This is a genomic window from Hungatella sp. L36 (assembly GCF_014288035.1).
The window spans coordinates 462,916-477,557 of record NZ_JACOPC010000004.1; the positions used below are offsets into that span (position 1 = coordinate 462,916).

Here is a 14,642-nt window from a genome sequence, read left to right on the forward strand (position 1 = left end):
AAAATGGATACTGAAAAACTGATAGAGTAGTAAACAATGAGCGGAACTTAAGTTCCGCTCATGAAAATATAAGTTATTTGTTTGAGAGAATGGTACTCCGACGAATGATAATGGAATCCCCAAAGGAGGCGCTATGAGAAAAGGAATGTGGAAGGAAACCGCAAAAAGGCTGTCATCTATTTTGCTGGCCGGTATGATTTTGACAACGACAGTGGCGCCGCCGGTTTTTGCGGTTCATACTTATTACTGGCCCGATGCCATTTCTGCGGATGCAATGGAAATAAAAAATTGGACCTGGAAGGCAGAAGGAGAGGCGGCAGCATTGGCTCCATCGGTCGGGCTAATTCCCACCGGATTATCACAGCAGGAAACCGCACTGATGGGAGGCTATACAAGTAAGTTTTGGTTTCAGGACGAAAAGGCCAAAACAATAACAATTCCCGGTACATCGGCAGAACTCGATTTTTCAAAATTTCATCACCGTTACTTTGCCTGTGCAGACAGTCATAACACCGGTTTCTTTGCACCTGTAGGCGCACAAATCGCCTTCCAAAAGATGTATTATCCCACCAATAACCTGGGTGACTATCCGGATTTCTTAAAAAATGCCCCTATGGATATGAAGACAAAAAAGTTTGCCCTCCTTCTTGTCGCATTGATAAGCGCCGCTTATGAGACTCCATCTACAGCGGATTTGAGGGATTCTGATCGGATGTCCATGTATTATTATCTCCTGTGGGCTTCTATCTGGAGTAACGATAAGTATGTGGATCAGGGCATGTTCACAGGAGAGTCGCCGGAGGGTGACTGGGATTTTATCCAGTATTTTGTACGGACAATGCTGAACTCCAGGCTAAATCCAGATCCATATGGAAGTACGGCAATTTACGATGCGTTTCGAGATGAAGGTCCTGCACAGAAGTATTTTTTTAACTGCTGGAAAGCAGCAAAGTTTCTGTCGTCGTTTGATTATTCTGTCGATATGGGGAGCGTACTGCCGGTTTCAGAGCCTGCATTGGACGGGGATGGCATGTATCATATGACGTTCCGCTATGGGGATCTCAGTGATTATGAGAAAGAGGTATACAGACGAATGACAGCGGAAAACCTGGCGCCGGGCTGGGCGTATTCCAATGATGGAAGTACCATTGATTTTAAGTCAGCAGATGGTGTGTCAGATGGAAACGCAATAGCAACTCTGAAACTTCAGGAAAATTCGGAAGAAGATCGTTTTTATAATTGTGGTTTCGGCGTTGGCGGCCTGGCCGGATTCCGCGGTTGTGCGAAAAGAGGTAAAAACGGCGATTTTGGCTGGGGTAATACGCAGGTGTATTTTTCCGCAGTATCTGAACCGTTAGAGCTTCTTGTGGGCGGTCGGGTTCCTTTAAAACCGAGCGGGGATTGGGAAATAGATGTTCACCGATATGAGCATACGGAGACCTGGGAAGCGCATTATAATATTCAACTTCGAAAATATGATTCTGAGACAGGACAACCGCTTGCCGGTTCTAAGTGGGATATTCTTGAAGCATTCGATGATACCCAGCTTGACGATACATCACTGGAAACCTCTGATAACTGGGCAAACAGGGGCGGGAGTCAGTTCCTGAAGTGGGATGGTTGGGATTACGGAGAAGGGAATCCGGACGGAGACGCTGCAAATAATCCGTGTTCCTGGGATATCAATGTAACAAATGAGGACGGCATTCTCATGCTGGGGGATAATGAGGAAAATGCTTCTGAACAGAGGGCGCATACCGATACCAAGGTTTATACCTATACGAAGGGGTACTGCGGCGGTCATCCGGAACCGGAAATAGAAGAAAGTGGTGATCCGGATATTGACGCTGAAAATGAAGCTGCTGCGAAGGAGGCATGGCAAAAAGAAGTGGACTACTGCGAGACTCTTGCAGAACAGGGCGGCTTTTTTCATTCCCTTGATGCAGGAGAAGCGAAAGAGCAGCTGGAAGCTGACCGGGATAAGTTCTATAATCAGTTTATTTCCCTGAAATACGAATACTCAGCAGTAGAATTGACTCCACGGCCGGGATATACAAATCATGGAAGCCATACAGACGATATTCCAATTGAGATCAAAACGGTTACGTCCTCAGAGTATAAGGACGGTGTGTATAATAAGGAATTAAGTTTACATAAGACAAAAGACGAACCGCAAGGGACTGAGTCATCAGATGCATTTGCGCCAGAGAAAAATAACAATTTTGTGGAAAAGGAAGCATTGGACAAAATAGCTACACCTTCTGACGCCACATCATCTGACGCCACATCATCTGACGCCACCCCTTCTAACGCCACACCATCCAATACCGCAGCTTCCAATGCCACCGCCTCCAATGCAAAGAAAAGGACCGGCCTTTTGACTAAACTGAAGGCACTATTCGAAGTGCCAAGAACTCTGATTGAGCGAAACATAAATAATAGATCTTTACTCATTGACGATGAGGAAGTCATGAAACGCGTAAATTTTGAACCCTCCGAGGTGGAGACGCATGTACCGGGCGATAAAGGGATTACAGACCATACATTTATTGTCTATGATCACCGGACTGAAGGTGAGATACATATCAACAAACGTGATCTTTATTTGCAGGCTGGGGAAAACAAAGATTATTATGCATATGGTGATTCGATGGGAGATGGTACCCTGGAGGGCGCGGTATACGGCCTGTATGCCCTTAAAGATATTAATCACCCTGATGGCTGCACCGGTACCGTATACCAAAAAGATGATTTAGTTGCAGTGGCGTCGACAGACCGAAATGGTGATGCTTCCTTTATGGCTTTCACAGAAGCTCCGGGGATGATATGGAATTATAAATCTGGGAAGATTGAAAAAAGGCCGGAAGCATTCCCGGGGCCTCAGAACCTCTGTCGGAACCGAGCAGATGCGGATAAGGTCAAAGATATTGAAAATTATGTTGGTTTTGATTCAAAAGGCAATTTTATACATCTGACAGATTCCGTGGCAGGTGATGGATCGGGATACTGGAAATTCTCTTCCAATCAGTCCGGTATTGAAGGCTTGAAAGGAAGCTATGCTGCATACCCGGTATCGGATAATGATAAGAATAATGGAAACTGCTGGATAGGGCGGCCTTTAATTGTGGAAGAGAATGGAACCACATACTATGTAAAGGAACTGGCCAGATCAGAAGGATATGAGCTCTCCGTCAATGGAAAAACAAATAGTATTACAAATGGCAGAGATAACTATGAAGGAGAGTATCAAGAGGCTGACGTTGCTATTGGAAAAATCACTCTCGATATGGTGGGAAATGGAAACTATTTTGATGTGACTGCTTATCAGGCGGATCATGATATTACGCTGCACGGGATTAAATTTCCGGAAGGAGCGGTGTTCGAACTATCCACCAGTGAGAAAGTGCCGGAAAAAATTACGGTGCCTGTTTACAGGACTGTATTAAAACCGGTTATGGCGGCGGCAGGTACCTTTGTCTACCAGTCGGGACAGAAAGTGGCTGCCGTCCGGGGAGATGTTGTAACCTTTCCTGAAGGGCAGAGTTACCGTGTTAATGCCGTGTCAGCTCGGGAAGAAAAGACAATTGGTGTTAAACCGATGAATTATCATACTATGGGAACACCTGCAGTGACAGAACTCTTTTCAGGAGGATCTCCGAAAGACTTTCAAGCACTCTATAATATGGAACTCGACAACCTTGGATATAAAGAACCGGAGGCAGATGCTCCATGGGTGCGCGTAAAATTAAGCGGAACTACGGATACAGAATGGATCCTCTCTATTACGGAAGCTATGAAAGCGCATAGCCTGCAGTATTTTAACAGTCTGAGGATCTCTGATATGGAGCAGACAGGTGGAGAGCTCTATGCTATTATGCGTTATGAATGGAAGATTTACGATGACAGCCGGGATGATGCTGTTTATAATCCGGAGAAAGACTGTCTTTATGTAAAAAAAGACAGTGGCAATGGATATTTTGTATATGTTCCGTACGATGAACCGGCCTCCAATCCGGCAGTACTGTCCTATCGTATGAAGAATGGTTTTTTGGAGCGGGCGACATTAAAAGAGCAAAATATTGATGGACTGAATGTGTCTTACCCGTCAAAACTCCCTGAATCATTTGCCATGGTGACCGCCCGGACACCATCATACTGGATATATGCGCCAGGTGAGCAGCAGATCGATGACGCGGGAAATTTTAAATACTCCGAAGAGACTATCGTGGATTATGTGGAGCAGGAGGGCTTTAAGACGGTTGAAAAGAAGATCAGGCTTACTTCTACATATGATACCGCAAAAGAAATCTATGTGGTTACGCTTCCATCCGATGCTTTTAAAGAGACGGATACTGTCAGGCTTAAAGTATCTGATGACGGGAGTGGGAAGTATTCGATCAAGCAGGCGTACATCGACCAGAGCTTCTTTGCCTGCCAGCCCTTGCAGCGGGAGGCGGATTCCTATATTCAAAATGTAACACTTACACCGCCGACCATCGATCAGCCGTGGCAGGATGGAAATACAAGAACAGAACCTGCCGATGTGATGGAACGTCCTATTATGCAGAAGATAAAGGTTGTGAAAGATATTCTTGTTGAAGAAGGAGCCAGGTATGAGGACAATACATTTGCTGATTCCGGCCATGAGGACTATTTTACACAGAACGGGGGTGGGACGAAGGATAACGTATCGTTCAGGCCTAATTTCCGTTTCAAGATCTATTTAAGATCCAATCTGGAGCAATTGTATCGAACGGAAGATGGAGAGATTGAATGGCTTGATCGAAACGGGAATACTGTTGATGCTGCTGCGTATCGGGCGGCATATCCGGCAAGAGTACAAAAAATCTATACGAAGGTACTGCATCGTACGGATTTACATTCCAGAAGATCCAATAGAGACGCAATCGCCAACCAGGAACTTTATGGTTTTACGGATGGTTTGATCAATGAAAATCAGGAGACGGGATATACTGCAATACTGGAGACCACTCTGTCTCATGAAACGGATGCCAATGGAAATGAGAAGGAGACCAGAAGACTTAATTATGAGAAGTTTTTTGATGCGGTAAGGGTTGCAAATCAGGATAAGTGGGACAAAGCAAAACAGGAGCGTACTTCTTTTAAGCCCTTCGCATTCATCAGACGCCTTCTGTTTGGAACTGCCGGTTCAGAGTGTATTTATCCGGCAGAGCATAATAATACGGAAATCCAAAATAAAGCCAATACTTCTGTAATTGCAAAAGAAAACAGTGACCGATCTGATTCAGTTAGGCAATTTGCTATTCAATGGTATCTGGACAGAGAAGTAGAAAAACTGGTGAGAGAAAACTTCACAGGTGAAACGGAAATTGCAGCCGGCCATGAAGGCTATCAGGATGAGGTATATGATACTGCTCTGAAAGCGGCTGTAATAAAGGCCGAAAATTATTTAAAACCATTCTTTCATTATGACCTGGATGAGATTTATGCTATTGAGTGGGACAGTGAATCAGATGGAGGCAGGGATAAAGACAAAACAACCCTGAGTGCGGATAAGGAGGAGGCCGCTTTCGGATACTGTTATGGCATATCGGAATACCTTCCTTACGGAACCTATGTAACAGTGGAACAGCAGCCCATGGATAAGGAACTGGGAGATTTCCTCAACAAACATTATGCAATTGATGCGCCAAAGGAAATTGAGTTACCGGCTGTCTATGAAGACGAAAAAACAGGGGATGGCATAACTCCGGAAAGACTGAGCCGTTACTATAATTACAACACGAATCTGTCTGCGGCAGACCTGACAGCGAAATATTTTATCCGTTTTAATGAGGAGTGGCCGGGAGAAATTGATGAAAACGTAAAGGATTATGTAATCAAGGCTCATGGATATCTGGGGGATTATGAGATTTATAAGTATGGACTTGATCTCAATAAAATAGCAGGAACTGCATTGGGAGATCCTTACAAAACACCGCATTTTGAGATTACTCAGAGTGAATATGATCCGCTGAAAGATTACTATCATACAATTGTTTTTCCGGAAGAAGACGGAGGAAATCCGAACAGCCACTACCTGGCTGATGATGTTAATCATGGGGTAACTGCGCCTAATGGAACGGAATACGAACGTGACGGCATAGAACGGATCTACCGTTATGGTTCTGTTTCTGAAAATAAGCAGACGTATGATGCCGTTTCTTATTCTGGAGAGTATGAAGCGCAATACCAGGATCACGTATCTGCTATGGAAGGTATGCAGACGGCCTATGATGGTAAATATGCCTCCATGCTGGTACCATGGACCATAACAGAACCTGTAAGTGAAGAACATGATACCATACAGAACCCGGATGGTTCAGCCTCCGGGGTGGGATATGGATACCGGAAATTTCGAAATACCTTTTACAGAAGCCGCCTGCGCATAGAAAAATTGGATTCGGAGACTGGGGAAAATATTCTCCATGATGGGGCAGTTTTTACAGTGTATGCGGCAGAACGTGAAGATGGAGAGAAAACAGATGGTCGGGTAAAGTTTTATAAGACGGATACCCTGATAAAGGGGTCCAGAGAATTCTTAGAGGCGATGGGTGCGAAAGAGATTACAAAGGCGGCCAGAGCACTTCCGGGAATCGGCGGCCTGTGGACTGGAATTGTGGAGGCGGGAACCCCTGTATGCAGAGAGTCGGAGCAGATTATCATGACGAATGCAAACGGGCGCAGAACAGGGGGATTTGAAGCGTATACGACGACGCGGGATGGTCTTCAGGCGGAGGAAGAGAACCCGTCAGAAAAATCCTGGCAGGATCAGAATACAGGCTATCTGATCACTCCCCAGCCATTGGGAGCGGGGACCTACGTTTTGTGTGAAATGAGGCCGCCGTCCGGCTATGTCAGAACGAAGCCGGTCGCCATAGAAATTTATTCCGATAAGATTTCCTACTATCTTAATGGAAACCAGGACGGCCGGGTTGTCGCGGCAGTCTATGAGGATGGTACCGTACTGAGGCCGGAGGGGGCAAAAGATACTGCGCGGGTTTATGTGGGAAATACACCGATACGGCTTGAGATATCCAAGTTAAAGGACCGGGACAGGACCGTTACTTACCGTACCCAAACACGAGTTGACGGAAGTGAAACGGAGCTAAAGGCCAAATATGGTCAGGAGAATCTGGAGTTTGCTTATAAAGAGGGAAGCTATTTGAACTATGCCTGGTATAAGGGAACCGCAGAATACTTAGAGAGCCGTAAACTGGCAGGAGACGCGGTAGAACCAGTCTGTATAGATGGCATATTTGCTGGTTACGGCCTGATAACACGCCCATTGGACACTGCAGATGATACAAACCGTTACGTTTCGGGGGCGAAGATGGCTTTGTATGATGCGGTCGAGGTCAAATCAAATGGAGACAGCGGTGATTACGGCTACGACGGCGTAGAGGTGTTGCGGGACCGCAATAACAATGTGCAGAGTATAAAGCTTTTGGAAGGATATGCAGGAAACACCGTGGAGTTTGTCAATTTAGTTGATATTGAAGGAAGCCTTAGTGGAAGTACCGGTCACGGTACCTGGACTTACCGAACGGTTGAGCGGAAGGATACGGATATTCTTTACTATTCATTGGGCGGCCTAAGGGTTACAGAACTGGGAAGAGACGGAAATGTGTATGGCTATGACCGTGATGGAAACCGTATTCAGGTGCGTAATCAGAAATCCGTTTATGCTATAAAAAACGGCCATCCTGTCTTTGAACTCACCGGTGGAGATTTGGAACATGCAGTCTATTCGTCCCTGGATAAATGTTTTAAGCTACAGGAAGGGACTAAACTTTACCATGTGGATTCAGATGGAAACAGAGATGCAAAGATCGACCCTGCAACAGGAATGGCCTATACTACGGAGGTGGGGACGGACCAGAGGGGAAAGAAGTATGAACGGATTCTGGTCTGGCCAGTCAACGTATCCAAGACGGTAAATGGCGCTGTTATCGCACAGGAAAAAATAAAGACATACCGGATTGCGTCGATTCACGCAGATACAGAGGCGGAGTATACGATTGGAACTTACGATGGAACCATGCTTAAAAAGTCTGTAAATCCGGTAGTTGGAAGCCATGGCCTTCCGGATTATTATCAGAGATCAGACCAGGTATATAAAAAAGGAGAGCCTGTGTATGATATTGACCACGATTATGTGAGGTATCGGTACTATGATCTTTTGCCTGCGTTTAACCGGAACGCTTACCGGATTAATAACCAATGGGATTTACGAAATGTAGGCGAAAAGGAAGATCCGGCAGATGATAAGAAATTGTTTCATCGTCAGGGGGAAGCGTGGATTATGGAAAACACGTGGATGTCAGGAGATGAATATCCCAACGATCCGTTTAATGTCGATCTTACGACAGGGCGGGCAGACATGCTGAAACGCGTGATTCCGGGAACTTATATTATGGAGGAGGTGGAGCCTCCGGCTGGGTATGTAAAGGGATTTCCAGTTGGTATCACAGTGAAAGAAACAAAACAGGTGCAGAATGCGGAGCTGGAAGATGAAAAAATAAAGATCGAGATCGTGAAAACGGATGCTGCGGATCAGTACCGCATAGATGTAATCAGCGATTATCAGGGGATATTGAAGACAACGGAACCAAAGGGCGCTTACAGCTATGGTCAGATTTCAGGGGCCCATCTGGCTCTTTATAAGGCCCGGAGGAAGTATACGACAGATACTGTCACTTATCCCTCTGGCTACTACCTGGAGAAAACAGAAAATACACCTGCAAAGTGGACTGTAGAAAACTCGGAAGATAATTCACCAGTCATAGTGACAGCAGACTGGATTACAGATGGAAAGCCGAAATATTTTGAAGGGATTCCGGCAGGTGACTATATTCTGGAAGAAATAGAAGCTTCCAGTGGTTATGTCCGTCATTCCATGGAGTTGGAGGTCAAGAAAACAGGAGAAGTTCAGACATTCCATATGAAAGACGACCATACCAAGCTTGAAGTCTTTAAATACTGCATGGATGGGAATGGAAATATGATACCGCTGCCAATGGAATATTCCGCAGGTCTGGCACTCTACAGAGCCGAGACGGATGAAGATGGAAATATTAAGATGAATGGAGGAGAGCCACAATATGTAAAAGACCAGCTAATAGATGAATGGATGACGGACGATCTCAAAGCTTATACAGAAGACTATGAGATAAGTCCTAAATGGCTGGACCGCATGAAGGCCTTTTTCGGACTTGCAGTGAATCAATCCAGTTTTATACTGGATTTTGAAAATACATACCGGAAGTTGGGAGATAATTTTGTATGGCTGACATGGCATACAAAAGCAGGTAAAAAATCCGCAGAGAGAATTTCTTCCATAAAGATGGACGTCACAGACAGCGCGGTACAGTTGTGGAGAACGGATGACGGTAAGATGATCAGAATCACCATATATCGAAACGTCCATAACGGCTCTCTGGATGAAGACGGACAGCTTCCCCTGAATTTCGAATATCAGTTCAACTACCGGGAGCTGGCAGCAGGGCTGAAGAGCTACGATACACTGGAAGGGGTTCACAGAATCGATTATCTGCCGTTTACGGATATAAAAGATGGCCGAAAAGTGGGTAATTACGTTCTGATTGAGGCTGAGGTCCCAGAAGGCTTTGAACGTACAAAGCCCAAGGCTGTTGTACTGGAGGAGAATGGGAGTGTACAGCGATTCAGCCTGGAGAATGTGGAAAAGTATGTATCCATATTGAAAGTGATTTCTGACGGAACCAATGAATATGCCGTGGAAGGGGTAAAAATGGCCCTCTATCGGCCAGGAACAGATGGAAGCTTTATTCATGATGAGAGAAATCTGATAGAACGTTGGATTTCGGGTGCCGATGGAAGATTTACAGAAGAAGAGTGGTTTTTGGGAAATATTCCGGAAGGCTTTCGGGTCGGAGATATAAGACCCCATCAAATCAGTAAGATACCAGATGGTACTTACTATATTGTTGAGGAGGAGGTTCCGCCATATATGGCAAAACGGGAACCGGTAAAAATTGAGATTGGCGGTGATACGGCTACGATAATCCGTGTGGTGAATCAACCGGCTCAGGGACGCCTGGAACTGCTTAAGAAGGCGGCCGATACGGGAGAACTGCTGGAAAATGCCAGATTCCTGATCACGAACAGAGACACAAAGGAGGAATGGTATATTACGACCGGTCATAATGGACGTGCAGAGCTTAAAAATCTGGCAGTAGGCGAAGTTCGGGCAGATGGAACAATAAATCCTTATACTTATACAATTGAGGAGGTCTCGCCGCCTGATTATTATCAGATCTCGGGGGGAAAGAAGTTTTTTACCTTTGATGGAACGGCTGACAGTCAGGTTGTTACGTATACCCATGCGGTGGAAAACTATCCCACACAAATACATTTCAAAAAGACCAATTTTGATACCGGCATGGCGTTGGAAGGTGCCAAAATAGCTGTCTATCATGCAGTAGCTATAGACGGAGAATACGTAAAAAATGGAGAAGCCATTGAAATTAATAGATCCGGGCCGGAGGGATTTACAATTAAAAAGAAGTTATCAGCCGGTCATGTCTATATTATGGAAGAAATGGAGGCACCGACCGGCATCCATTTGTCGCCTCCGGTTATCTTTACAGTGAATCAGGCTGGAACCGGCATCAGTAATATAAGAAATAATTTCAGTGTACTGGAATGTTCCTCTGCCGGCGGAACCATTGAGTCACTCACTGTTTTTGGCAGGGCCGCGGATAAGACCTTTACGGTTTTGAAGGACCTGGATACCGGGGAGGTGCTGCCTGATATCATCAGCAGTACTGATATTTTACTTACGGCTGATGATGGAATAGAGGAAGGCCATTTGTACGAAATAACCGAATATACCCGCTATTCAGATGGTAATACGGAGATGAGTAAAAAAGAGACGAGGAGAATCTGGTTTGATGAGAATGGGACATTTCTTTTGCCATCCAGGACATATCTTGGAACCAGGCTTCAATTGGAAAACCAGGCTCGGGACGAGCTTGATACATGGACCGTGGAGAATGGAAGTTTTAAGCATGTAATAGAAAATCCTGTTACAAAGGAACGTGCCGTCGCAGAGGTCACGGGAACTGTGGGTAACGGCCAGATGCCGGTCACAAACGGCGATGTAATAAAGTACGTCATCACATACGAAAATTCTGGTCTTGAAAAAGCGGATCTGATTGTCAGTACTAAACTGGAAAAAGGCCTGGAGTTTATGAGATCATCCGGGAACCCTGTAAAAACTGAAGGTATACTGACATGGCAGATTCATGATGCAGAACCACACTCTGTTGGGCACTTGGAGTTGGCTGCACTGGTAAGCGGTCAGATGGGAGCGTCAGCAAGAGCGGTATTTACTGTCAGTTCTCCAACGAATCTCACGGAAACTATATTGGAAAATCCTATCGCACCGAAAGGAAGTCTAACGGTCAGAAATCACATTTCCGGGACGGGAAGGAATCCACAGGATACCTTTACATATCAGATGCGTTTCCTTGATTCGTCAGGTAAGCTGCTGTCCGGTTATCAGAATTATACCGGAACAAAAGAAGGCAGGATAAAGGGAATGGGACAAATTACCCTGAAGGGGGACGAGTATGTTATTTTTCCCGGTCTTCCCTATGGGACTGAATATGCAATTATCCAGGAAGTGAACAGAGATTATGAAACAGTAACCAGAGAACTCGCCGGAGCAATATCAAAGGAGGCACGAGGGGCAGTCTTTGAAAATAACAGAAACGATGAGACGGTCAGGGAAGTTCTGACTGCAGGAGGCAATTACCGTTTGACTGAAACAACGGGATACACGGACGGTATGGAGCAGACTACAGGGATATACCGGTTCACATTAAATGAATCCGGAAAAATTGATAATGTGGACATGGAGGACCGGCCGGTAAAATTATACTTTTCCAAAATTGATATTGCTGCTGGCGACGAAATTTCCGGAGGTATCTATGCAGTGGTGGATGCAGAAACTGAAAATGAGATTTACAGATTTACGAAAGCGGAGTCTGTACCGGTTCTTATTCCGGCAGATGTACTGATACCAGGAAAAGAGTACATTCTTCGCGAGGGTACGCCGCCTGACGGTTATTCACGGGAGGAAGATATACGGTTTACGGTCAATGAGGCGGGGATTCCGGAAACAATAATCATGCAGGATAGAAAGACCAGAATATATTTGGAGAAGCTGGATGCCGACACTGGGGAATCCGTTACAGGCGGCTATTACTGCGTAAGAGATATAGAGAGCGGCGAAACAGTCTTCTGTTATACTGCCTCCGGTAAGCCGGTTCTGGCAGAGGGAATTCTGGCAGCCGGCAGGACGTATGAGCTGGCAGAAGAAAAGCCGCCGGCGGGTTATGGATACTGCGAAAGCATTGTTTTCACCGTTCCATTGGAACCTGAGACGATTACCGTACGTATGAAAGATAAAAAAACAGAAATTATTGTGAAGAAGCTCACTCTGCCGTCTCCGGCAAATGCAAGCCCGTCGGATGCGGAACGCCAAAAGCCAGGATTTATACTACAGATCCTGAATAAAGACAAAAGTCCTGCTAAAGCGGTGAGAGACTTCTCCGGATTTAAAGCAGGCGAAGAGCTGGTCTTTACTACAGAGCTGGAATTTAAGACCATCAGCGGTCAGCTGGCAGCAGGCGGTGAATACTGGCTGCATGAAGTAAAACCACGCGATGGTTATGCATTTGCGGAAGACGTGCCGTTTACGGTAGGCAGAGATGGAAGTCATGATATTGTGATTATGGTTGATAAGCCTACCCATGTGGTACTGTCGAAAAAAGAACTTACCGGGAGCCGGGAACTGCCGGGTAACCATATGGCTGTTCTTGATGAAGACGGCAAGGTTTTGGAACGTTGGATTTCCGGTGAAAGACCTCATGACATTACAGCAAAATTAATAGCTGGGAAAACGTATTATCTGTGCGAGGAAACTCCGGAAGCTGGCTATGCTTATGCGGAGAAAGTTCCTTTTACCGTGAGTGAGGACGGAAGCACCGATCTGGTAGAAATGAAAAATGATATGACCAGAGTACGGATCAATAAAAAGGATGAGTCAGGAAATACCGTAAAAGGAGCTGTACTGCAGGTTCTTACGTTCGAAAAAGATAAGATCATATTCGAATTTGAAACTACTGGAGAACCCGTGGAGGTTACCGGAAAACTGACGGCTGGAGAGACATATTATCTTCACGAAAAGCAGTCGCCCCCTGGTTATCTTCCGGCAGCCGATATTTCATTTACAGTTCCACGAAAGAATCAGCAGATAGAGGTTACGATGATAGACTTGAAGCGGCATGATTCTGAAATTAATACCATGTATCTGATGAAGACGGACGCAGAGACAGGAAAGGGGCTGGAAGGCTTTGAATTTACGGTTACGGGACCCGGAGGAAACACCTATACCGTTATTACCAACAAAGAGGGGAAAGCTGAATTCTCTATGCCGTCGGATGGGATCTATACATTCCGGGAGACAAAAAGAAAGGCTGGATATCTTATATCCGAGGAAACCTATACCTTTACAATCTTGAATGGAAGAGTTACCGGGGATAGTATGATTCTGGTGGCGGATCAGCCTCTTCCTCCGGAAGAACCTGATGATACCAGGCGGGTTGGAAGAATAACGGCCAGTTATAAATCGGGATTCAGAGGCATGATCTGTGCGGCGGAGGAAACCAGCCATCCGACCGGTGAACGGACTGGAGATGAGTATCCGCTTGGTGCTGTTCTGGCAGCTATGCTCTTATGTCTGGCAGGACTTGTATACAGATTAAGACGGACAGATTCTCGAAAGCATGACAGAGAAGGCAGCAGATGAACAGAGTAAAACGTTTTGTAACAACAATTATGCTCCTGACAGGCTTTGGGCTGTCTGCCTTCTGCTTGACTATCAGGCTTACAAGCTATGAGACTGGACGGGAGGAATACAGGCAGCTGCAGGAGCAGTTTGAATTGGCAGCAGGCAGTACAACCGATGATGCGGCAGCGCCGAAAGTGAATATGGAGAAGGAGGAGAAATGGACGCGCATGATGACTTCCCGGAATCCGGATTATGTATTTTGGATTTGGATTCCGGGGACGAACATCAACTATCCGACAGTAAAAAATACAATTCCGGGTTATTACTTAAACCACACATTCAGTGGAGAGGAAAATCCCTGTGGCACCATATTTTGTCTGGAGGAAGCCGAGAACCAGATTATCTATGGCCATAATATGAAGGATGGAAGTATGTTTGCAGATTTGAAACAGTATCGGAGTGAAGCTTACTTTCAGAACCATAGGAGCATATGGATATACCGACAGGGGGATTGGCAGCAGTATGTGATATTTTCCTGCTATACTGCCCGGGAAGAGGAGATGGGGATATACCAGAGTCATTTTATCAGTGAGGAGGAGAAACAGACGTATTTAAAGAGTGTGGAAAGTAAATCCCTCTATACAACGGGCAGCCAGCCTGAAATAACAGATTCGCTTATTACACTGTCCACATGCCTGGGAAAAGGGAAAAGAGTGATTGTACACGCAGTGCTGTTGTGTTATACTGAATGACAAAATCACAATCGTAAAACAGGAGGAGA

The 14,642-nt window shown here is 45.5% G+C and carries 2 protein-coding genes; both read left to right on the forward strand.

Features of this window, described 5'->3' with window-relative positions:
- The first annotated feature begins 133 nt into the window (after nt 1–133).
- Nucleotides 134–13,879, forward strand: coding sequence for a SpaA isopeptide-forming pilin-related protein (locus tag H8S80_RS13635; protein ID WP_117631288.1), 13,746 nt, complete (start codon nt 134–136; stop codon nt 13,877–13,879).
- Complete coding sequence (locus H8S80_RS13640) at nt 13,876–14,613, forward strand: class B sortase (RefSeq protein WP_117631290.1); 738 nt, start codon at nt 13,876–13,878, stop codon at nt 14,611–14,613. The genes H8S80_RS13635 and H8S80_RS13640 overlap by 4 nt, the downstream gene beginning before the upstream one ends.
- Nucleotides 14,614–14,642 lie beyond the last annotated feature (29 nt).